Source organism: Methylobacterium sp. Leaf94, from assembly GCF_001426045.1.
GTDB lineage: Bacteria > Pseudomonadota > Alphaproteobacteria > Rhizobiales > Beijerinckiaceae > Methylobacterium.
On the sequence record NZ_LMRM01000064.1, the window covers coordinates 140,600 to 161,134 of the forward strand.

Below are 20,535 nucleotides of genomic sequence, written 5' to 3' on the forward strand. Positions count from 1 at the left end.
GCGTTAGGCGGCGAGCTCGCCCTCGATCCGGTCGACCGCCTCGCCCGAAACGTCCAGGGCCTCGGCGAGGCGTTTGAGAAATTCGCGCTCCTGCAGCGTATCCGCCAGGACGGAGAGGCGCACCGCCGAATAGATCCGCGTCGCCTGCTCGGGCGTGTTCACCGCATCCGCGATGGTGTCGAGGTCGGCCGGATCGGCGATCTCCGCCTCCAACCAGGCGGCCCCGTCCCTGGCGAGGCCGGAAGCCTGGACCGCCGCATCGAGGCGCTGTCGCTCGTCCTTGTCGATCATCCCGTCGGCCAGGGTCGCCGCCACCATGGCGCGGAGCATGAGCCGGGCCTCGTCCTCGCCGACGGCGGGCGCGGCCGGCGCCGCGGCCCCCTCAGGCGTGGTCGGCGTGCGCAGGGCCCGGGCGGCGAGGCCCGCCACCAGGGCGAGGCCGCCGAGGGCCGCACCGGCGGCCAGACGGCCGCGGCGCGCATGCACCAGAGCCTCGACGAGGGGCTTCACATCGACCATGGCGGACATCCTTCTCACGCATTGAACGCGAGGCGGCAACACGCGAGAGACGCCGCGGGTTCAGATCACGGACGGGATTGGCTCGGCGCCCTTCCCCGCCACCTGGGATGATTTGACCCCGTCGCGCGGCGCCTCCACCATGCTAGCCTTGCGGGGAAGGCGCGGCGCCGATGCGACGCGCGAGGAGCCAGACACGATGGGCGAGGCCGACCCGGCGACCTCCACGAGCAGCGGGCCAGAGCAGGGCACCGGCGGTCCGGTGCTGCGCCAGCGGCTCGACCGGCTGGTCACCCGCTCGCAGGCGGCCGGCCTCTGGGAGCGGGCCTGGCCGATCCTGTGGCGTGGCCTCGGGCTGATCCTGGCTTTCCTCGTCCTGTCCTGGCTCGGGCTCTGGCTCGACCTGCCGCCCCTGGGCCGGATCGTTGGCCTCCTGCTCTTCGCCCTGGCGTTCGTCGCCGCGCTCCTGCCGCTGACCGGCCTGCGGCGCGACACCCGCCGCGAGGCCCTCGCGCGGATCGACCGCGCGGCCGCCGCCAGGGGCGGGACGCTGTCTCATAATCCCGCCTCCTCCATCGAGGACACCCTCGCGGTCGGCACCACCGACCCGGCGACCCGCGCCCTCTGGGCGCTGCATCAGGCGCTTGCGGCCGAGGCCGTGGCCGGGCTGAAGCCGCCGCCGCCCCGGCCCGCCATGGCACGGCGCGATCCCTTCGCCTTGCGGGCCGGCCTGATCGTCGCGGCCGTGGCGAGCCTGTTCGTGGCCGGTGCCGAGTGGCGCTCCCGCATCCTCGGCGCCTTCGACTGGCAGGCGCCGCCACCGCCCGGCCCGACCTTCCGGGTCGACGGCTGGATCGATCCGCCCGTCTACACCCGCCTGCCGCCCCTGGTCGTGACGATGAACGGCGAGCAGCAGCGCCTGCGCGCGCCGGTGAACGCGACCCTGATCGTCCGGATCGCCGGCCAGGGCGAGGCGGTCCTGACGCCGAAGGCCGGTCTGAAGCCGCTGCCCGGCAAGCCGCCCCATGCGGACCTGCGCGAGGACCGGTTCCAGCTCACCGGCGGTGTCGCCGACCTCACCGTCGCGGCGGGCGGCACGACGCAGCACCTCCTGGTCGAGACGATTCCCGACACGCCCCCCGAGGTGGAGCGCATCGGTGCCCTTGAGGTGAACGCGCGCGGGACCTTCAACCTGACCTACCGCGCCAAGGACGATTACGGCATCGCCTCCGCCGAGGGGGTGGTGGAACCCCTGGCCAACACCCGCGCCCTGGTGCCGCCGCCGCGGATCGCCCTGGCCCTGCCGGCGGACGCCACCGGCGAGCGCGATACCAAGACCCTGGTCGATCTCACCGACAATCCGTGGTCCGGCGCGCGCGTGCGCCTGACCCTGGTGGTGAAGGACGAGGCCGGTCAGGAGGGGCGTACGCCCACCGCCGAGGTGACGCTGCCCGCGCGGGTCTTCACCCAACCCCTGGCCCGCGCCCTGGCCGAGGAGCGCCGGCGCCTGATCACCGCGCCCGACGACAGCCGCGTCCGGGTCCAGACCGCCGTCGACGCACTGCTCATCGCGCCCGACACCTTCACGCCCCAGGCCAGCGTCTACCTCGGGCTCAAGGCCGCCTCGCGCCGCCTGAAGGCCGCGCGGAGCGACGAGGCCCTGATGGCGGTGGCTGACCTCCTCTGGGAGATGGCCCTGAAGATCGAGGACGGCGACCTCTCGGATGCGGAGAAGAGCCTCCGCGCCGCCCAGGACAACCTCAAGCAGGCGATCGAGCGCAACGCGCCCGACGAGGAGATCAAGAAGCTTACGGAGGACCTGAAACAGGCCCTCGACACGTTCATGAAGGGCATGGCCGAGCGCCAGCGCAAGGACGGCAAGCCCCAGGCCGAGAAGAGCCAGCCGAACGCGAACGCCAAGACGGTGACGCCGGACGACCTCGACAAGATGCTGAACGACATGGCCGAAGCCATGAAGCGCGGCGACACCGCGGAGGCGCAGCGACTCCTCGACCAGCTCCGCGAGATCCTCGAGAATCTCCAGACCGCGGAGCCCGGCGGCAAGTCCGACCCCAACAGCCGCGAGATGAGCAAGCAGGCCGACGAGCTCGACAAGCTCTCCCGCGAGCAGCAGGACCTGCGCGACGAGACCTTCAAGGACGGCCAGGACAAGCGCGGACAGCAGGGCCAGGGTCAGCGGGGCCAGCGCCCGCAGCGCGGGCAGCCGGGCCAGCAGGGCGAAGGCCAGAAGGGTCAACAGGGACAGCAGGGTCAAGGACAGCAAGGACAAGGACAGCAGGGTCAGAAGGGCGATGGCCAGAAGGGCGGCGCCGGTCAGCGCCAGCAGGCCCTCCGCGAGCGCCTGGACGAGCTGCAGCGCCGCATGAAGGACCTCGGCATGCAGGGCGAGGACGGCCTGTCCGATGCCGAGGAGGCCATGCGCGAGGCCGAGGGCGCCCTCGGCCAGGGCAAGGACGGCGACGCGGTCGAGGCCCAGGGCCGGGCCCTGGACGGACTCAAGCGCGGCGCCGAAGGCATGCAGAAGCAGATGCAGGAGATGGCCGAGGGCGAGGGGGAAGGCGACGGGAAAGGCGAGGGCGAGGGTGGCGAGAAGCCGAGTCAGCAGGGCCAGGCCGGCAACCGCGACGACGATCCCCTCGGCCGACCCACCAAGGGCCGCGACATGACAAACGGCAATGCCCGCGTGCCGACGGCCGACGAATCCACCGTGCAGCGCACCCGCCGCATCATGGAGGAGCTGCGGCGCAAGCTCGGCGACCCGAGCCGCCCGCGCGAGGAGCTCGACTACTTCGAGCGTCTCCTGCGCCGCAATTGACGCATCGAACCGCCCCCTGGGCTCCTCCCCCGGAGGGGCCCATATGGGGAGCGATAATTCCCGACCCGACAGCCACGAGACCTGACGCCGTGATCTCCTCCAATTCTCTCGTGCTCCTCGCCTGCGTCGCGGTGGCGGTGGTCCTGATCCTCGGCCTGTTCAACATGATGCGCGGGGGCAGCGCCAACCTCTCGCAGAAGCTCATGCGCCTGCGCGTTCTGCTGCAGTTCCTGGCGATCATCTTCATCATGGGCGTGGTCTGGTGGCGCTCGGCCTGACCCCGTCGCGCGGGGCGCCGTCGCGTCCTGAGATCGGTGCGTGACCGGGGCGCTGGCGCCCCCTCCGGCGGGTTGAGCGCCCGAACGGAGCGAGTGTGGCCGGGAGGTCTCACCGCACAGCTATCGCCGCCCCGCGACGCGCGATGCCTGCCGATGCCGTGAGCGGGCATGCTAGACACGTTCGGTCAACCCGGAACCATCCCGATGCAGTCCCACCCGCTTCGCCTCGCCGCTGCCGCCGCCGTGCTCGCCACGGCCATGCCGGTCCAGGCCGCCGACTTCCCGTCCGCGCCGCCGGCCGCCTATGTCAGCCCTGTGAAGCCCCTGAGCATCGTCTCCGAGGTCCGCATCGGCGGCGCCGTGCAGGATCCCGGCAGTGCCGAGCACAACACCAGCAACATCAACGGTGAGATTCTGTTCTCCAAGCCGCTGGTGAGCGTCGATCCGTTCTGGCAGGCCTTCGTGCCCCGGGCCACCGTCGGCGGCAGCTACAACTTCGGCGGCCGCACCAGCTACGCCTATATCGGCGCGACCTGGACCGTGGATCTCTTCCCGCAGACCCTGAACAACATCGTCTTCCTCGAAGGCTTCTTCGGCGCCGGCGCTCATAACGGCTACACGGGCCCGAAGCCGACCGCCCCGGCCGGGTTCAACACACTGGGCTGCAATCCGCTCTTCCGCGAGGCGGCCGCCCTCGGCTTCCGGCTCACCGAGCACTGGAGCATCATGGCCACCGTCGAGCACATGTCGAATGCCGGCCTCTGCGCGAACAACCGCGGCCTGACCAATTTCGGCGGCAAGCTCGGCTACACCTTCTGAGTTCGCCGCGCTCGCATTTACCGTGAGCCTCAGGGGCCGGTTCCGCCGAGGCGGGGCCGGCCCTTATCGTTCCGATTCAGCGACTCCCAGCGGCGGCAAACTGCGCTAGGTTCCCGCTCCTGCAGGCCTCACTTGCCAGCCCCGCTCAGGATCGGACGCCATCGTGGTCACCCTCAACCGCATCTACACCCGAACCGGCGACAAGGGCTCGACCGCCCTCGCCAGCGGCGAACGGCGCTCGAAGGCGGATCTGCGGATCGAGACCTACGGCACCGTCGACGAGACCAATGCCTGCATCGGCCTCGTGCGGCTGCATGCCGATCCGCGCCTCGACGCCATGCTGAGCGCGATCCAAAACGACCTGTTCGACCTCGGCGCGGACCTCGCAACCCCGGAAAGCGCCGAGCCGCCGAAATACGAGCCGCTGCGGATCGTCGCCGCGCAGGTGCAGCGGGTCGAGCGCGACATCGACGCGCTGAATGCCGACCTCTCGCCCCTGAAGTCCTTCGTGCTGCCCGGGGGATCGCCGGCCTCGGCCGCCCTGCATCTCGCCCGGACGGTGTGTCGGCGGGCCGAGCGCCTGGCGGTGGCCCTGGCCGCCACCGAGGGCGAGATCGTCTCGCCGGAAGCCCTGCAATACCTGAACCGGCTCTCGGACTTCCTGTTCGTGGCGAGCCGGACCGCCAATGCCAACGGCGCCGACGACGTGCTCTGGGTGCCGGGGAAGAATCGCTGAGAGCCAGGCATTCGGAATACCACGGAGCTGCGGGCCCGGGGCCGTGCGGCCGGTCCGCAGCGCCGGACGGCACTCGCCGGGGCGGGCGGCGGCGGGGCGCGTTGACAAGGCGGAAATGAGGCCGTTACGGTCCGCCGCCTCAATGACCAGGGTTCTGGACATCCGGGTTTCCCGGAGGTCCTTTGCGCGCCGCGCCGGCCTGGTCGAAAAACATTATCCGCGCGGAGGATTGTGAACGCCATGAAGGTTCTGGTGCCCGTCAAGCGGGTCGTCGACTACAACGTCAAGATCCGGGTCAAGGCCGACGGTTCGGGCGTGGACCTCGCCAACGTCAAGATGTCCATGAACCCCTTCGACGAGATCGCCGTCGAGGAGGCGATTCGCCTAAAGGAGAAGGGCAAGGTCACCGAGATCGTCGCCGTCTCGATCGGTCCGCAGCAGGCGCAGGAGACTCTTCGGACTGCCCTCGCCATGGGCGCCGACCGGGCGATCCTGGTGAAGACCGACGGCGTGGTCGAGCCGCTGGCGGTGGCCAAGATCCTGAAGGCCCTGGTCGAGAAGGAGGCCCCCGGCCTCGTCATCCTCGGCAAGCAGGCCATCGACGACGATTCGAACCAGACCGGTCAGATGCTGGCGGCCCTCCTCGACTGGCCCCAGGGTACTTTCGCCTTCAAGATCGAATTCGGCGAGGGCGCGATCGACGTTACCCGCGAGATCGATGGCGGCCTCCAGACCGTGACCCTGACCCTGCCGGCCATCGTCACCACCGACCTGCGCCTCAACGAGCCGCGCTACGCCTCGCTGCCCAACATCATGAAGGCGAAGAAGAAGCCCCTCGAGGAGCTGGCCCCCGATGCCCTGGGCGTCGATGTGACCCCGCGGGTCACCGTGCTCAAGACCGTGGAGCCCGCCGGGCGCAAGGCCGGCATCAAGGTCGGGTCCCCGGCCGAACTCGTGCAGAAGCTGAAGGGCGAGGCCGGGGTTCTCTGAGACCCCGCCCCGCCGATGGCTTCAAGACCCCGCCGCGCCGACGCGGCGGGTGAGACGGGGTCCGGGACCCTCCTGCTGATCGATTTCGAGGTTCGCACACCATGGCTACCCTACTCCTCATCGAGCACGACAACGGCGCGGGCCGCGACGCGAGCCTGAAGGCTCTGACGGCCGCCGTCGCCCTGGGCGGACCCGTGCACGCCCTCGTGGCCGGCGCCGGCAGCCGCCCCGCGGCCGAATCCGCCGCCAAGCTCGACGGGATCGAGAAGGTGCTGCTGGCCGAGGACGCCACCTACGACCACCTCCTCGCCGAGCCGACGGCCGCGCTGCTCGTCGCCCTGGCGGAGCCCTACGACAACGTCGTCGCGGCGGCTTCCACCACCGGCAAGAACGTGCTGCCGCGGGTGGCCGCCCTCCTCGACGTGGCGCAGATCTCCGACATCATCAGTGTGGTCTCCCCCGACACCTTCGAGCGTCCGATCTACGCCGGCAACGCGATCCAGACCGTGCAGGCCGGCGCCGGCAAGAAGGTGATCACCGTCCGCATGGCGGCCTTCAAGCCCGCCGGCGAGGGCGGTGCGGCCGCCCCGATCGAGCCGGTCCAGGCGGCCGCCTCCTCGGGCAAGTCGAGCTTCAAGGGCGAGGAGATCGCCAAGTCCGACCGTCCCGAGCTGGCCGCAGCCAAGATCATCGTGTCCGGCGGCCGTTCGCTGGGCTCCTCGGACAAGTTCAAGGAGCTGATCGAGCCCCTGGCCGACAGCCTCGGCGCCGCCGTGGGCGCCTCCCGCGCCGCCGTCGATGCCGGCTACGCCCCGAACGACTGGCAGGTCGGGCAGACCGGCAAGGTGGTGGCACCGGAGCTCTACGTCGCGGTGGGCATCTCGGGCGCGATCCAGCACCTCGCCGGCATGAAGGACTCGAAGGTCATCGTCGCCATCAACAAGGACGAGGACGCACCGATCTTCCAGGTGGCGGATTACGGCCTCGTGGGCGACCTGTTCCAGATCGTCCCCGAGCTGCAGGCCGAAATCGCCAAGGCGAAGGGCTGAGGCGGAACAGGCACGTCCGGCCAGTGCGCGCCGCGCGCGCACCGATCGCCCGGTACGGATGGCCTTCCAGCGTGGAAATGCTCTAGGACGCTGCTGCCGCGAAACGTTATAAGCGAGACGGGCGTCCTCGGCGGCCGGGCGGGACCCGGACCGCGACGGCGGGACGACCCAGGGGTGCGAGTGCAGACGATGGGCATCGATATCAGGACGGTCGGCATCATCGGCGCCGGGCAGATGGGCAGCGGTATCGCGCATGTCTGCGCGATGGCGGGGCTCGACGTCCGCCTGAACGACCGCGACCCGGCCCGCATCCACAACGGCCTCGCCACCGTGGACGGCAATCTCGCCCGACAGGTGGCCAAGGGCACCATCGCGGACGATCAGCGCCGCAGCGCGGTCTCGCGGATCGTGGCAGCGGAGAGCTTCGACGACCTTGCGCCCTGCGACCTCGTCATCGAGGCGGCCACCGAAGACGAATCGACCAAGCGCCAGATCTTCAGCACGCTCTGCGCGTCGTTGAAACCCGATGCCCTGATCGCCACCAACACATCGTCCATCTCGATCACGAGACTCGCCGCCTCGACCGATCGGCCAGAGCGCTTCATCGGCATCCACTTCATGAATCCGGTGCCGGTGATGCAGCTCGTCGAGCTGATCCGCGGCATCGCCACGGAAGACCCGACCTACGAATCGGCCAAGGCCTTCATCGCCAAGCTTGGCAAGACGTCGACGATGTCGGAGGATTTCCCGGCCTTCATCGTCAACCGCATCCTGCTGCCGATGATCAACGAGGCGATCTACACGCTCTACGAGGGCGTCGGCTCGGTGGAATCGATCGACACCGCGATGAAGCTCGGGGCGAACCACCCGATGGGGCCCCTGCAGCTGGCCGACTTCATCGGCCTCGATACCTGCCTGTCCGTGATGCAGGTGCTCTACGAGGGACTGGCCGATTCGAAGTATCGGCCCTGTCCGCTGCTCGTGAAATACGTCGAAGCCGGCTGGCTCGGCCGCAAGTCCAAGCGCGGCTTCTACGATTATCGCGGCGAAACGCCCGTGCCGACCCGCTGAGGCGGACCGGCACGGACGACCTTCAGACTTACTGCTTGTTGCCGTTCGCTGCCGGCTGGGCCGGGCTCGGATAGGCCGGGTTCGCGGCCGGAACCGAACCGGTGTTCGACGACGACGTCGCGTTCGACGAACCCTTCACGGACCCCGTCACTTCCTGGCGGGAGGCGTCCTGGCTCTGGCTGGCGTAGTCCTTGGGCGAGTTCGCGCCCTGCCAGGTCATCAGGCCGGTGATGGCGATCGCGAGCAGCACGAGGCTGGCCACGAGAACGTAGAGTACCGGCTTGCCGCGCTTGCCCTGCCGGGCTTCCTGACCGTGTAGATTCTCTGCCATGCGATCCTCGCTTGAACGGTCCGAAGACCGATGTTTCGACCCGAGCACCGATTCCCGTGAATCCTGCCCGTGATTCTAGCTCGGGTCTGAAACGCGACGGTCGAGAGCGGAGTTCCCGCCGAGGTCCGACCTAGCGGCCGGTCATCAGCATGATCTTGCCGAGATGGGCGCTCGACTCCATCAGTTCGTGCGCCTTGCGGGCCTCCTCCAACGGGAAGGTGGCATGGATCACCGGGCGGATCGTCCCGGCTTCGAGCAGCGGCCAGACGTCCCGGGCAAGGCCTTCGGCGATCGCCGCCTTCTCGGCTTTCGGCCGGGCTCGGAGCGTCGCGCCGGTGAAGATCAGGCGCTTCATCATGATCGGGGTCATGCTGAAGGCATCGACCTTGTAGCCCTGCATGAAGGCGATCTGCACGAGGCGCCCCTCGATCGCCAGGGCCGAGAGGTTCTTGGCGAGGTACGGCGCCCCGACCATGTCGAGGATGACGTCGACGCCGTTACCATCGGTGAGGCGCTTCACCTCCTCGACGAAGTCGGCCTCGCGGTAATTGATCGCCGCCTCGGCGCCGAGATCGCGGCAGAAGGCGCACTTCTCGGCCGAGCCGGCGGTGGCGAAGACGCGGGCGCCGTGATGCTTGGCGATCTGGATGGCGGTCGATCCGATGCCGCTCGATCCGCCATGGACGAGGAAGGACTCGCCGGCCTTGAGCCGCCCGCGCTCAATCACGGTGCTGTAGACGGTGAAGTAGTTCTCCGGCAGGCCCCCGGCCTCCACCAGCGAGAGCGACGCGGGCTTCGGCAGGCATTGGCCGATCTCGGCCACGGCGAACTCGGCGTAGCCGCCGCTAATCACCAGGGCGCAGACCTCGTCGCCGACCGAGACGCCGGAGACGCCCTCACCGAGTGCGACGATGCGGCCGGCGACCTCGAGGCCGGGGATCTCGGTGGCACCCTTCGGCGGCGGGTACTTGCCCTCGCGCTGCTGGATGTCCGGCCGGTTGATCCCGGCGGCGACGACCTCGATCAGCACCTGGCCAGGCCCGGGCTGCGGCAGCGGCACCGTCTCCAGGGCCAGCACATCCGGCCCGCCGGCAGCGGTGAAGCGGATCTGTCGCATGGTCTCGGGCAGGCTGGCTGTCATCGGGGTCTCCTCCTGGAAGCCCCGTCATGTGCCGCCCGGCTGGTACTTGGCAAGATCATGGCTTGGCAAGATCACGCCGCGCGGGCGGTGCTCAGCGGGTGCCGTACATCCGGTCGCCGGCATCGCCGAGGCCTGGGACGATGTAGCCGTGGTCGTTGAGGTGGCTGTCGATGGCGGCGGTCCAGACGGGGACGTCCGGGTGGGCGGCCTGCAGGCGGGCGATGCCCTCCGGGGCCGCGAGCAGGCAGACGAAGCGCAGGTCCTGCGCGCCGCGCTGCTTCAGGAGGTTGATCGCCGCCACCGCCGAGTTCGCGGTCGCGAGCATCGGGTCGAGCACGAGGACCGTCCGGTCGACCAGATCGGAGGGCGCCTTGAAGTAGTATTCCACCGCTTCCAGAGTCTCGGGGTCGCGGTAGAGCCCCACATGTGCCACGCGGGCCGAGGGCACCAGGGACAGCATGCCGTCGAGGAAGCCGACGCCGGCCCGCAGAATCGGCGCCAGAACCAACTTCTTGCCGGCGATCTGCGGCGCCTCCATCGACTGGATCGGAGTCTCGATCGTCACCGTCTCCAGGGGCAGGTCCCGGGTGACCTCGTAGGCCAGCAGCATGCCGATCTCGTTGAGGATCTGCCGGAAGCCCTTGGTCGAACGCTCGCGCTGGCGCAGCAGGGTCAGCTTGTGCTGCACGAGGGGGTGGTCCACCACCCGGACGGTCGCGGCGGCTGGCTGCATCGCTGGATCTCCATGAAGCCGAGGTCTGATCCTGGGCGGCGGGAGACCGAGGCAAGACCGGGACCGGATTTCTAGAGCATCGTGGGATTGCGAGCGAGGTCTTCGGACGGATTGCGCCCGGCAAAAAGGGCTCCCGACCTGCGCCGGAAGCCCTCGCGTCCTTCCATTTCGGCGGAGAGGTCGCTCAGACCGCGCGGGTGGCGTCCGCGCTGCGGCGCTTCTGCATGAAGGCGTCGAACTGCTCGCGGTCCTTGGCCCGCTTCAGCTCCTCGACGAACTCGGCGAAGGCGCGGCTCTCCTCCTGCAGGGCCCGGCGCTGGGCATCGAGCCGCTCGATCTCGCTGCGGCGGTAGGCATCGAAGGCGAGGTTGCCGGTGCTGCCGCCATTGGCGGACTCGAACGCCGCGGCGAAGCGCGAGCGCGTGGCGCTCGCGTTCCACGAGAAGCCGCGGCCGGCGAGGCCCCGCAACTCGCTGAGCGCGGGATACCCCGCGACCTTCCAGGCGATGTAGGCGGCGGCCAAGGGCCACCAGTAGACGAAGGCGACGACGATGGCGCCGACTTCGAGGGATCGCTTGGGGAAGGGGCCGCTACGGCAGACCTTCCCGGTGGTGAAGGGGGAGGAAGAGAAGCTCACGGCTCACGGCTCCAATGTAAATGTGAACGACATTCACTTGCGGATGGAGCGACGCGCTTTCAAGGGGCGCTCAATCGGTCAGGCCTGTTCGCGCGTCCGGCCGCCCGCTGCTGCGCCGTGGACGAGGGCGAGCACGCCCGCGCGCAGCAGCTCGTACTTGTCCGGCATGCCGGCGGATTTCGGCAGGTGTCCGGACGCGGAGAGGGTTGCGAGGCCGTGTGCGAGGGCCCAGACCTCCAGGGCGATGAACCGGGGCGCGACGCCGCCGAACCCCTCCGGAAAGGTCGCCTGAAGCGCCTCCACCAGGAGGTCGAACGGGCTCGGTCGGAGGCTCGGCACTGCGTTCGGTTCGGCGGCGGCGAGGCCGCGGGTCTCGAAGATCGCCGCGTAGTAGCCGGGTTCTTCCTCGGCGAAAGCCAGATAGGCCTCGCCCATCCGGGTGAACCGCTCCAGCGGAGTGCCCTTGGCCGTGAGGGCGCGGGCGAGGCGCTCGGCGAGGTCGGCGAAGCCGCGGCCGGCCACCTCTTCGAGCAGGGCCTCGCGTCCGCGGAAATGGCGGTAGAGCGCCGCCGGCGTGACGCCGACGAGGCGGGCCGCATCCACCAGCGTGAAGCCGCCGATGCCGCGCTCGGCGATGAAGCGGCGCGCCGCCTCGATCAGCGCCTCCTTGAGGTTGCCGTGGTGGTAGCTTCGCCGGTCACCCGGTCCTTCGCGCCAATGCCGCACGCCAAACTCCCCGCCCCCGCTCCGCATCGACAGGACCGGTCGTATCGGCCGAAGGTTCCCCGTCTCCCCCTCCCCTAACACGAAGGGATCGGCTGACGAGACCTCCCCGGGGCCACGGAGGTCGAATCCCGTCGGGTTTCCCGTATCCGACGGGCAGATCACGGGATTCCGTCTCGAAGACGCTTGTCGGGCGCGAAGCTTTGCCCCCATGATATTTACGAAGTAGAAACCTTGGGCTGTGGATCACGAGCCGTGCGGGAGTCGACGGGACAGGGTGATTTCGAAACCCTGACGGACCTCATCTACGAGGCGGCGATCCTGCCCGAGCTGTGGCCTGCGGTCCTGGACCAACTCGCCGCCATCGCCGGCGCCCAGGGAACGGTCCTGATCGCGGCCGATCTCGAAACCCATCGCTGGATCAACAGCGAATCCCTCGATCAGGTCATGGCCGATTTCGCCGCCGGGGGCTGGAGCAGCGCCGGTCAGCGCACGGCGAAGCTTCTCGCCGCCCGCCATGCGGGCTTCATCCGCGAGCAGGACGTCTACACCCAGGCCGAACTGGAGCAGGACGTCCTGATCCAGCAATTCCTGCGTCCGCGCGGGCTCGGATGGGGTGCCGCCACCGCCTGCCCGCTGACCACCGGCGACACGCTGATCTTCAGCATCGAGCGGCGCTACACGGACGGTCCGGTGCCGCAGGCCGCGACGGTGGTCCTCGACACCCTGCGGCCGCATCTGGGCCGCGCGGCCCTCGTCTCAGCCCGGCTGAAGCTGGAACGGGCACGCGCCGCGGTGGGCGCCCTGGAGGTGCTGGGCCTCCCGGCGGCCGTCCTCTCGCGCCACGGGCGCCTGCAGGAACGCAATGCGAGTTTCACCGGCCTCGTGCCGCGGGTGGTGCGCGATCAGCGCGAGCGGGTCGCCCTTGCCCATCCCGGTGCGGACGCCCTCATGGCGGACGTGCTCGCCGGTCAGCGGGCGCAGGCGGCGCGCTCCATTCCGATCCCGGCCGACGACGACCATCCCGCCATGGTTCTCCACCTGCTGCCCATGCGCGGGCAGGCCCAGGACGTCTTCGGTGGCGGCACCCTCCTGATGATCGCCGCCCCGGTCCTGCCGCGTCCCGTCCCGGGCACCGAATTGCTGGCCGGTCTGTTCGACCTGACGGCGGCCGAGGCGCGAATCGCGCGGGGCATCGCGGACGGCGTCACCATCGCGATCCTCGCCGCGCAGCAGAGCGTGCGGCCGGAAACCATTCGCGGTCAGGTCAAGGCGATCTTCGCCAAGACAGGTGTGACGCGCCAGGTCGACCTGGCCCGGCTGATCTCGGGCCTCAGCCTGATCCGGTGACGGCGGAGGTCACCGGGCGTCCCGGCCGCCGCCCACCCGATTCGCCCCCAGGGCGCGGAACAGGATGACGTTCGAAAGATCATACTGGACGGTGATCTCGGCGCTGTTCGCGCTCGGCGCATCGCTGTCGGGTAAGGGCGCTGGGGCCGGATTGATCAGGCAGGCGATCATCCGATCGCTCGTGCCCCGCTGCACGTGTCGCGCAACCCGCCGGCGCATCCATGGCGCCATCGTCCATCTCTCCAGCATGACCGCCCTCGCCCGTGGTTTGGAGAGTATTCAAGCGTGGGGTTGGGCGGCCTTCATCCCCCATTTGGGGGAAAGCGGGAATTCCTTCGCAGGAAATGTAACTTTAAAGCGATTCCTTCGGGGGAGCCCCTAGAGCCGAAAGAGGGAGCCCGCCCGCTCCAGGGCCGCCTTCTTGGCGTGCCGCGCCGCCTCCAGCCGCTCCACCTCGGACCGCAACAGTCGGATCCGCTCCTCGAGATCCTCGACCGACAGCGTGTCCAACGGTTCGCCGACCCGGTGAGCGATGGTCTGCCGGATGGCTCGGTCGTCCTCGTCGCGCATGGTGCTCCCCTCTCGTCCGTCAGTGCCAGCCCGTCCCCGCATCGAGGCGCGCGACCCCGAGATGCTGCGCGAGGGTCGCGCCGATATCCGCGAAGGTTTCGCGTCGGCCCAGGGACCCCGGCGAGACGCCGGGGCCGAAGGCCAGCACGGGAACCTGTTCCCGGGTGTGTTCGGTTCCGCCCCAGGTCGGATCGTTGCCGTGGTCCGCAGTGATGATGCAGAGGTCTCCGGGACGCAGCACGTCGTGGATCTCGGGCAGCCGGGCGTCGAAGCGTTCGAGTTCGGCGGCGTAGCCGGGCACGTCCCGGCGATGGCCATGCTCGGTGTCGAAGTCGACGAGGTTGAGGAAGACGAGGCCGCCTTCCGGCAGCGCCGCGAATGCCGTCAGCGCGGCATCGAGACACGCGGTGTTGCCGCCAACCTTGATCTCCTGCCCGGTCGCCCGATGGGCGAAGATGTCGCCGATCTTGCCCACGCTGACGACGCTCCGCCCGGAGGCTCGGAGCACGTCCAGGAGGGTCCGGCCGGGCGGTTCGACCGCATAGTCCTTGCGGTTGGCGGTGCGCCGGAACCCGTCCTGCGCGCTGCCGACGAAGGGCCGGGCGATGACCCGGCCGACCCGGTAGGCGTCGCAGAGCTCGCGGGCGATCCGGCAGGTGTCGTAGAGTCGCTCCAGCCCGAAGCTGTCCTCGTGCGCCGCGATCTGGAAGACGCTGTCGGTGGAGGTGTAGCAGATCGGCCGGCCGGTCCGGACATGCTCGGCGCCCAGGCTGTCGATGATCGCGACGCCGGCGGCGTGGCAGTCGCCGAGGATGCCCGGCAGGCCGGCTCGCGCGATCAGCGCCTCCGTCAGCGCGGCCGGGAAGGTCGGGACCGCGACGGGGAAGTAGCCCCAGGGCTCGCGGACCGGCACGCCGGCGATCTCCCAGTGACCCGAGGGTGTGTCCTTGCCGGCGGCGACCTCGACCGCGTGGCCGTAGGCGCCCGTCGGGGCGCCGGGGATCGCGAGACCGGGCGGCACCGCGCCGGTCGCGCCCATCGCCGCCAGCCCGAGGCCGAGGCGGGCCAGGTTCGGGAGTGCCAGGGGGCCCTGCCGCAGGCCAGCCCGGTCGCCCCGCCCCTCGGCGCAGGCGCGGGCGATGTGTCCGACCGTATCGGACCCGGCATCGCCGTAGCGAGCGGCATCCGGCGCGCCGCCGATGCCGACGGAATCGAGCACGATGAGGAAGGCGCGCGGCATGCCCGTTCCCCTCAGGCCGGGATCGGATCGGCGACGGCGTCGCTCTGGAGATCGAAGGCGGCGGCGAACAGCGCCTGGGTGTAGGCGGTCTTCGGCGCGGCGAAGATGTCCTCGGCCGGGCCCTCCTCGACGACGCGGCCGTTCTGCATCACCAGCACGTAGTTCGCCAGCGCCCGCACCACCTTGAGGTCGTGGCTGATGAACAGGTAGGCGAGCCCGCGCTCGCGCTGCAGGTCGCGCAGGAGGGTGACGATCTGGGCTTGGACCGAGCGGTCGAGGGCCGAGGTCGGCTCGTCCAGGACGACGAATTTGGGCTTGAGCACGACGGCCCGCGCGATGGCGATGCGCTGCCGCTGGCCGCCGGAGAACTCGTGCGGGTAGCGGTTCATGGTTGCCGGATCGAGGCCGACATCGTCGAGGGCCTTGGCGACGACCGCCTGCCGCTCAGCCCGCGTCTTGACCGCGCCCTGGACCAACAGCCCCTCGGCGACGATGTCCGCCACCGTCATGCGCGGCGAGAGCGAGCCGTAGGGGTCCTGAAAGACCACCTGCATGTCGCGTCGGATCGGGCGCATGGCGGCGGGCGGCAGGCCCGCGATGGAGCGGCCGAGGAACACAATGGGGCCCTCGCAGCCGGTGAGGCGCAGGAGCGCCAGGCCGAGGGTGGTCTTGCCCGAACCGGATTCGCCGACGACCCCGACGGTCTCGCCGGCCCGGACCCGCAGGGACACCCCGTCCACCGCCTTCACGTGGCTGGTGGTCCGGCGCAGCCAACCCTCGCGGATCGGGAACCAGACCTTGAGCGGGCCGGCCTCCAGGAGGCGCCCGGCATCGGGGGGAACCGGGTTGGCCCGGCCCTTCGGCTCCGAGGCGAGGAGGCGGCGGGTGTAGTCGTGCTGCGGCCGGGCGAAGATCTCCGCCACCGGGCCGGCCTCGACGACGCGCCCGGCGAGCATGACGCAGACGTTGTCGGCGATGCGCTGCACGATGCCGAGGTCGTGGGTGATGAACAGCATCGCCATGCCGAGGCGCTTCTGCAGGTCGGCCAGCAGGGTGAGAATCTGCGCCTGGACGGTCACGTCGAGGGCGGTGGTCGGTTCGTCGGCCACGAGCAGGTCGGGCTCGCAGGCGAGCGCCATGGCGATCATCACGCGCTGGCGCTGTCCGCCCGAGAGCTCGTGCGGATAGGCGTTGAGGCGGCGCTCGGCGTCGCGCAGCCCGACCAGTTCGAGCAGTTCGAGGATGCGGGCCCGCGCCTTGCGACCGGACAGTCCGCGATGCACCTCCAGCACCTCGCCGATCTGCCGCTGGATCGTGTGCAGCGGGTTCAGGGAGGTCATCGGCTCCTGGAACACCATGGTGATGTCGGCGCCGCGGATGCCGCGCAGGCGCTTCTCCGGCAGGGTCAGCAGGTCTTCGCCCTTGAACAGGATGCGGCCGCCCGGATGGTAGGCACTGCCGTCGAGGAGGCGCAGGATCGAGAGGGCCGTCACCGACTTGCCCGAGCCGGATTCCCCCACGAGGGCCAGCGTCTCTCCGGCCGTGATGGTGAAGCTCACGCGATCCACGGCGCGGGTCTCGCGCTCCCGCGCCCGGAAGGCGACCGACAGGTCCTGAACGTCGAGGAGCGTTTCGGGCATCGAGGCCTGTTCTGCAGCGGGGCGGAATTCGCCAGCACGCGGGTTATAGCGTGGGCGGACGGGATCGGCGAACGCGGATGCGACGCGGTCGGGGGCGTTTGTAATTGATCGTCGGCGCGCACGCTCTACAACCCGACCGTGACCTTGCCCCTTCGCCGTCTCTCCGCCGCCCTGCTGTCCCTCCTCCTCGGTGTCCTAGCCCCAGGGTCGGCTCGCGCCGCCGCCGAGGGCGCGACGGAGACGGTCGAACAGGCCCTGTGCCGCCTCATCGAGGGCTCGGCCAAGGCCCGCGGCCTGCCGGTGCCGTTCCTGACGCGCCTGATCTGGCGCGAGAGCGCCTTCCGGGTCACCGCCGTGAGCCCCGTGGGCGCGCAGGGCGTCGCCCAGTTCATGCCGGGTACGGCCCGGGAGCGCGGCCTGACCGATCCGTTCGATCCCGAGCAGGCGATCCCGCACGCGGCTCATCTGCTCGCCGACCTCAACCGGCAATTCGGCAATCTCGGGCTGGCGGCGGCGGCTTACAACGGCGGGCCGGGCCGGGTCTCGGCCTGGCTCGCGGGCAGAGGCGGCCTGCCCACCGAGACCCGGAACTACGTCCTGGCGATCACGGGCTCGCCCGCGGAGGCCTGGCGCCCGGGCGCGGCGATCGAGATGCCCGAGGAGGACGCGCCGAAAGCGAAGGACGGTTCGACCAAGACGCAAGAGACCAAGATGCCGGAGACCAAGATGCCGGAGACCAAGACGCCGGAGACCAAGGATCTCGGACCGAAGAAACCCGAGGCCATGGCTTCTGAGCCCGGGGCCAATTCCGAGACCAGCTGCCTCAAGGTGACGGCGGCGCTGCGCATTCCGTCGCGCGGCGACCGGTTCGCCCTCGGCGGAAACGAGGGGCCGGCGGCGCCCTGGGGCATCCAGCTCGCCGGAAACTTCTCGAAATCGCTGGCGCTGCAGAGCTTCGCGCGAACACGGAAGCTCTACACAAGCGTGATCGGCGACGTTCGTCCGATGATCATCGGCACCCGCCTGCGCAGCCGCGGCACCCGCGCCTTCTACCGCATCCGCATCCCGGCCCAGAGCCGGGAGGCCGCCGACGGCCTGTGCGGGCGCATCCGGCAGGTGGGCGGCGCCTGCCTCGTCCTCAGAACCTGATCGGGACGCCAAGAACCTGAGGACCCGCTTCGCACCGCGACGCGACAGGTCGCCACAAATCGACCTCGCGCCATGAATTGCATTCGCGCCATGAATCCGCCGCGCCGGCCCTGTCACAGGGGGCTCGCCCCCCAACAGAGAGATGCATGACCCGGGTTCTTGCCGTCCTTGCCAGCCTCGCCGGACTCGCGCTCGTCGCGCTCGGCATCACGGCCTGCTCCCCCCTCGCCTTCTTCGACGCGATCGGTCCCCGGGACCAGGGCGGACGGATCAGCCTGAAGGACGCCGCGTTCGGCGCCCATCCGCGCCAGCGCCTCGACGTCTTCACCCCCGTGGCCGGCCCCACCGGCGCCCCCGTGCTGGTGTTCTTCTACGGTGGCTCTTGGAAGAACGGCGCGAAGGAGGACTATGCCTTCGTCGGACAGGCCCTCGCGGCGCAGGGTTTCGTGACCGTCCTGCCGGATTACCGGCTCTATCCGGAGGTCCGGTTCCCGGACTTCCTCGACGACGGGGCCCAGGCCCTGGCGTGGGTCGAGCGGAACATCGCCGCCTATGGGGGCGACCCGAGCCGGGTGGTCCTCGCCGGGCATTCGGCCGGCGCCTACAATGCGGTGATGCTCGCGCTCAACCCGTCCTACCTGCGCCGGGCCGGCGTCGATCCGCGGGTGATCCGGGCGGTGGCGGGCCTGTCCGGTCCCTACGACTTCCTGCCGCTGGATGCAGGCACCGCCACGGACTTGTTCGGCGAGGCCCCCGACACGGCGGCGACCCAGCCCATCACCTTCGCGGGCCCGCACTCGCCGCCGGCCTTCCTCGCCTCCGGCGACGGCGACACCACCGTGCGCCCTTCCAACACGCGCAGCCTCGCCGCGCGGCTGCGCGCTGCCCGCGTGCCGGTGCAGGAGCGGATCTATGCGGGGCTCGACCATGCCGACACCCTGCTGGCGCTCTCCGTGACCTTCCGGTCGAAGGCCCCCGAGCTCGCCGAGATGGCGGCCTTCCTGCGCCAGCACGCCGGCGACCGACCGCAGCAGGCGCGGATGGTCCCCCGCTAGGATCTGTCGGGGCGCAGCTAAAACCGGTTATCCCGAAACGACAGACGACAAGACAGATTCCAGGGGCTCAGGCGCCGCGCAAGGCGTCCCGCGTCTGCCGGTGGTCCGGCGCATCGGCGAAGGCCCGGCGCATCGCCGACCAGAGCGGCGTGCGCGCGAGGTTCTCATCCAGCGGCAGGGCACGCTGGAGCAGCCCGTCGGGGCGCCGGCGCTCGGGATTGGCGTTGAGCCAGGTGTTCCGGTTGGTGATGTCCCAGGTGAGGACGTTGAGCACCGCCGCCTCGTCCAGGACCACGTCGAGGAAGCGGCGGACCAGGTCGGACACCGCCCGGTCGCGGGCATTCAGGTCGGCGGGGTAGGTCCGATCGTTGACGTCGAGTTCCGTGACCTCGATGGCGAGCCCGAGGCCGGCCACCTCGCGCAGGAAGGTACGCAGCTTGTCCTGGTTAAGCGGGTGTTTCGCGTAGAGGTGCCCCTGCAGGCCGAGCCGGCGGATCGGCACGCCGCGCCGCCGCATCCCCTCCAGGGTCCGCAGCACCATCGCGCGGCGCTGGTCGATCCAGTCCGCGTCGAGTTCGAGATCGTTCTCGTTCCAGACCCCGGCGGCGTCCGGTGCAACCGCGTGCTGGATGCGGAAGGCGAGATCGACGTAAGCAGGCCCCAGCGCCGCGAGCCACGGGGTGCGCCGCAGCCCGTCCGGGCGCCCGTCCTGGGGGCCGCAGATCTCGTTGACCACGTCCCAGGCCTCGATCCGCCCCCGATAGCGACCGGCCATGGCGCCGATCCAGCGGCGCAGGAAGGCTTCGCCCTCCCCCGCCGCGAGCCGTTCGCCGACCCAGACCGGCAGGCCCTCGTGCCAGACCAGGGTGTGGCCGCGCAGGCGCTGGCGGTTGGCCTCCGCGAAGGCCGCGACTTCGTCCGCGTAGGTGAAATCGAGGCTGTCCGGTGCCCGCCAGGCATAGGTCAGCTTCATCGCGTTCTCGGACACGAGGATGCCGGCCTCCCGAGCCAGGGCGCGCCCGTAGGCCGGGTCCTGCCGCAGGGTGACGCCGTTCACCGCCGAGCCGTAGGCCACCCCCTTGCGCGCGGCCGCCGCCTGGAGGCTGTCCTCCGACCACGATGGCGCCGCGGCGAAGCCGGGCTTTGCTGCGAAGACGGGACTCCCGGCAAGGCCGAGAACGCCGCCGAGGACGGCTCGGCGGGAGGGGCCGGGACGGCTCACGCCCCGGCGGTCTCGGGCTCCGGCGGGATCACCCGGGGCCGGCGGTCCGGGCCGATCGCCACGAAGGTGAAGAGCCCCTCGGTGACCTTCATGGTCTCCTCGCCCTCGCGCTCCCGGCGCCAGACCTCCACCTGGATGCCCATGGACGTGCGGCCGACCCGCACGATCCAGGCGTAGATGCTCACCTCGTCGCCGACGATGACCGGTCGGTGGAAGGTCATGGCCTCCACCGAGATCGTGGCGCAGCGGCCCCTGGAGCGCCGGGCGGCGATGTTGCCGGCTGCGAGATCCATCTGGCCCATCAGCCAGCCGCCGAAGATGTCCCCGGCCGGGTTGGTGTCGGCGGGCATCGCGATGGTGCGCACCACGGGCGGGCCGCGGTCGTCGGGCTGGCGCGATGCGGAGGCGTCGGTCGTCATGGAGGAGAGGGTCTCTGGTTGCGCTGGACC

At 70.3% G+C, this 20,535-nt stretch carries 22 protein-coding genes; 10 read left to right on the top strand and 12 right to left on the bottom strand.

Annotated features, from left to right (window positions below; all coding sequences use genetic code 11):
• Positions 1-3: 3 nt before the first annotated feature.
• Complete coding sequence (locus tag ASG63_RS23270) at positions 4-519, bottom strand: DUF533 domain-containing protein (protein WP_056222626.1); 516 nt, start codon at positions 517-519, stop codon at positions 4-6.
• A gap of 196 nt (positions 520-715) precedes the next feature.
• Between ASG63_RS23270 and ASG63_RS23275 the strand changes: the two genes are divergently transcribed.
• The 7 genes from ASG63_RS23275 to ASG63_RS23305 all read left to right on the top strand — a co-directional run bounded on the left by ASG63_RS23275 (position 716) and on the right by ASG63_RS23305 (position 8,295).
• Positions 716-3,352 carry a TIGR02302 family protein gene (locus ASG63_RS23275; protein ID WP_056222628.1) on the top strand — a complete coding sequence of 879 codons (2,637 nt, stop codon included), beginning with the start codon at positions 716-718 and terminating at the stop codon, positions 3,350-3,352.
• A 92-nt stretch (positions 3,353-3,444) separates the two neighbouring features.
• Complete coding sequence (locus ASG63_RS23280; RefSeq protein ID WP_056222977.1) at positions 3,445-3,630, top strand: twin transmembrane helix small protein; 186 nt, start codon at positions 3,445-3,447, stop codon at positions 3,628-3,630.
• Positions 3,631-3,834: 204 nt separating this feature from the next.
• Positions 3,835-4,449, top strand: coding sequence for an acyloxyacyl hydrolase (locus tag ASG63_RS23285; protein WP_056222637.1), 615 nt, complete (start codon positions 3,835-3,837; stop codon positions 4,447-4,449).
• 163 nt (positions 4,450-4,612) lie between these two features.
• Complete coding sequence (locus ASG63_RS23290; RefSeq protein WP_056222640.1) at positions 4,613-5,185, top strand: cob(I)yrinic acid a,c-diamide adenosyltransferase; 573 nt, start codon at positions 4,613-4,615, stop codon at positions 5,183-5,185.
• A gap of 240 nt (positions 5,186-5,425) precedes the next feature.
• The gene (locus ASG63_RS23295; RefSeq protein ID WP_056222643.1) at positions 5,426-6,175 is read left to right on the top strand and encodes an electron transfer flavoprotein subunit beta/FixA family protein; all 750 of its coding nucleotides are present in this window, start codon (positions 5,426-5,428) and stop codon (positions 6,173-6,175) included.
• 101 nt (positions 6,176-6,276) lie between these two features.
• On the top strand, positions 6,277-7,224 hold the full coding sequence (locus tag ASG63_RS23300) for an electron transfer flavoprotein subunit alpha/FixB family protein (protein WP_056222646.1): 948 nt from the start codon (positions 6,277-6,279) through the stop codon (positions 7,222-7,224).
• A gap of 189 nt (positions 7,225-7,413) precedes the next feature.
• Positions 7,414-8,295, top strand: a complete 882-nt coding sequence (locus ASG63_RS23305; RefSeq protein WP_056222980.1) for a 3-hydroxybutyryl-CoA dehydrogenase — start codon at positions 7,414-7,416, stop codon at positions 8,293-8,295.
• Positions 8,296-8,323: 28 nt separating this feature from the next.
• Here the strand turns inward: ASG63_RS23305 and ASG63_RS23310 are convergent, their stop codons facing one another.
• The 5 genes from ASG63_RS23310 to ASG63_RS23330 form a co-directional block, all read right to left on the bottom strand.
• Complete coding sequence (locus tag ASG63_RS23310; protein ID WP_056222648.1) at positions 8,324-8,626, bottom strand: hypothetical protein; 303 nt, start codon at positions 8,624-8,626, stop codon at positions 8,324-8,326.
• A 130-nt stretch (positions 8,627-8,756) separates the two neighbouring features.
• Positions 8,757-9,767, bottom strand: a complete 1,011-nt coding sequence (locus ASG63_RS23315; RefSeq protein WP_056222651.1) for an NAD(P)H-quinone oxidoreductase — start codon at positions 9,765-9,767, stop codon at positions 8,757-8,759.
• Between the two features lie 91 nt (positions 9,768-9,858).
• Positions 9,859-10,500, bottom strand: a complete 642-nt coding sequence (gene upp / locus ASG63_RS23320) for a uracil phosphoribosyltransferase (RefSeq protein ID WP_056222654.1) — start codon at positions 10,498-10,500, stop codon at positions 9,859-9,861.
• Positions 10,501-10,684: 184 nt separating this feature from the next.
• Positions 10,685-11,137: a DUF2852 domain-containing protein gene (locus ASG63_RS23325; protein ID WP_056222657.1), complete on the bottom strand. Its 453-nt coding sequence runs from the start codon at positions 11,135-11,137 to the stop codon at positions 10,685-10,687.
• Positions 11,138-11,215: 78 nt separating this feature from the next.
• Positions 11,216-11,863: a TetR/AcrR family transcriptional regulator gene (locus tag ASG63_RS23330; protein ID WP_056222983.1), complete on the bottom strand. Its 648-nt coding sequence runs from the start codon at positions 11,861-11,863 to the stop codon at positions 11,216-11,218.
• 252 nt (positions 11,864-12,115) lie between these two features.
• Between ASG63_RS23330 and ASG63_RS23335 the strand changes: the two genes are divergently transcribed.
• Positions 12,116-13,210 carry a helix-turn-helix transcriptional regulator gene (locus ASG63_RS23335; protein WP_056222660.1) on the top strand — a complete coding sequence of 365 codons (1,095 nt, stop codon included), beginning with the start codon at positions 12,116-12,118 and terminating at the stop codon, positions 13,208-13,210.
• Between the two features lie 9 nt (positions 13,211-13,219).
• On the opposite strand, the gene ASG63_RS25760 is transcribed toward ASG63_RS23335, so the two are convergent.
• From ASG63_RS25760 to ASG63_RS23350, 4 genes are all read right to left on the bottom strand, one after another.
• Positions 13,220-13,381 (bottom strand): hypothetical protein, encoded by a 162-nt coding sequence (locus tag ASG63_RS25760; RefSeq protein WP_156394324.1) that lies wholly within the window; start codon positions 13,379-13,381, stop codon positions 13,220-13,222.
• 207 nt (positions 13,382-13,588) lie between these two features.
• Positions 13,589-13,780 carry a DUF1192 domain-containing protein gene (locus ASG63_RS23340; RefSeq protein ID WP_056222663.1) on the bottom strand — a complete coding sequence of 64 codons (192 nt, stop codon included), beginning with the start codon at positions 13,778-13,780 and terminating at the stop codon, positions 13,589-13,591.
• Between the two features lie 19 nt (positions 13,781-13,799).
• Complete coding sequence (locus ASG63_RS23345; protein WP_056222665.1) at positions 13,800-15,020, bottom strand: phosphopentomutase; 1,221 nt, start codon at positions 15,018-15,020, stop codon at positions 13,800-13,802.
• 11 nt (positions 15,021-15,031) lie between these two features.
• The gene (locus ASG63_RS23350) at positions 15,032-16,660 is read right to left on the bottom strand and encodes an ABC transporter ATP-binding protein (protein WP_056222667.1); all 1,629 of its coding nucleotides are present in this window, start codon (positions 16,658-16,660) and stop codon (positions 15,032-15,034) included.
• Between the two features lie 138 nt (positions 16,661-16,798).
• Here ASG63_RS23350 and ASG63_RS23355 point away from each other — a divergent pair, with 138 nt between their 5' ends.
• Both ASG63_RS23355 and ASG63_RS23360 read left to right on the top strand, forming a co-directional pair.
• Positions 16,799-17,809 (top strand): lytic transglycosylase domain-containing protein, encoded by a 1,011-nt coding sequence (locus tag ASG63_RS23355; RefSeq protein WP_200957573.1) that lies wholly within the window; start codon positions 16,799-16,801, stop codon positions 17,807-17,809.
• A gap of 146 nt (positions 17,810-17,955) precedes the next feature.
• Positions 17,956-18,864: an alpha/beta hydrolase gene (locus tag ASG63_RS23360; protein WP_056222669.1), complete on the top strand. Its 909-nt coding sequence runs from the start codon at positions 17,956-17,958 to the stop codon at positions 18,862-18,864.
• 67 nt (positions 18,865-18,931) lie between these two features.
• Here the strand turns inward: ASG63_RS23360 and ASG63_RS23365 are convergent, their stop codons facing one another.
• Together ASG63_RS23365 and ASG63_RS23370 are read right to left on the bottom strand one after the other, a co-directional pair.
• Positions 18,932-20,086 carry an endo-1,4-beta-xylanase gene (locus tag ASG63_RS23365; RefSeq protein ID WP_056222672.1) on the bottom strand — a complete coding sequence of 385 codons (1,155 nt, stop codon included), beginning with the start codon at positions 20,084-20,086 and terminating at the stop codon, positions 18,932-18,934.
• Entirely contained in the window at positions 20,083-20,505 is a 423-nt protein-coding gene (locus ASG63_RS23370; protein ID WP_056222674.1) for an acyl-CoA thioesterase, read from the bottom strand. Before ASG63_RS23370 ends, ASG63_RS23365 begins: the two co-directional genes overlap by 4 nt.
• Between the last annotated feature and the right edge of the window lie 30 nt (positions 20,506-20,535).

Coding starts and splice junctions, on each gene's coding strand:
- ASG63_RS23270 (WP_056222626.1), bottom strand. CDS start 519: ATGGTCGATGTGAAGCCCCTCGTCGAGGCTCTGGTGCATGCGCGCCGC.
- ASG63_RS23275 (WP_056222628.1), top strand. CDS start 716: ATGGGCGAGGCCGACCCGGCGACCTCCACGAGCAGCGGGCCAGAGCAG.
- ASG63_RS23285 (WP_056222637.1), top strand. CDS start 3,835: ATGCAGTCCCACCCGCTTCGCCTCGCCGCTGCCGCCGCCGTGCTCGCC.
- ASG63_RS23295 (WP_056222643.1), top strand. CDS start 5,426: ATGAAGGTTCTGGTGCCCGTCAAGCGGGTCGTCGACTACAACGTCAAG.
- ASG63_RS23300 (WP_056222646.1), top strand. CDS start 6,277: ATGGCTACCCTACTCCTCATCGAGCACGACAACGGCGCGGGCCGCGAC.
- ASG63_RS23305 (WP_056222980.1), top strand. CDS start 7,414: ATGGGCATCGATATCAGGACGGTCGGCATCATCGGCGCCGGGCAGATG.
- ASG63_RS23310 (WP_056222648.1), bottom strand. CDS start 8,626: ATGGCAGAGAATCTACACGGTCAGGAAGCCCGGCAGGGCAAGCGCGGC.
- ASG63_RS23315 (WP_056222651.1), bottom strand. CDS start 9,767: ATGACAGCCAGCCTGCCCGAGACCATGCGACAGATCCGCTTCACCGCT.
- upp (WP_056222654.1), bottom strand. CDS start 10,500: ATGCAGCCAGCCGCCGCGACCGTCCGGGTGGTGGACCACCCCCTCGTG.
- ASG63_RS25760 (WP_156394324.1), bottom strand. CDS start 13,381: ATGATCGCCTGCCTGATCAATCCGGCCCCAGCGCCCTTACCCGACAGC.
- ASG63_RS23340 (WP_056222663.1), bottom strand. CDS start 13,780: ATGCGCGACGAGGACGACCGAGCCATCCGGCAGACCATCGCTCACCGG.
- ASG63_RS23345 (WP_056222665.1), bottom strand. CDS start 15,020: ATGCCGCGCGCCTTCCTCATCGTGCTCGATTCCGTCGGCATCGGCGGC.
- ASG63_RS23350 (WP_056222667.1), bottom strand. CDS start 16,660: ATGCCCGAAACGCTCCTCGACGTTCAGGACCTGTCGGTCGCCTTCCGG.
- ASG63_RS23360 (WP_056222669.1), top strand. CDS start 17,956: ATGACCCGGGTTCTTGCCGTCCTTGCCAGCCTCGCCGGACTCGCGCTC.
- ASG63_RS23370 (WP_056222674.1), bottom strand. CDS start 20,505: ATGACGACCGACGCCTCCGCATCGCGCCAGCCCGACGACCGCGGCCCG.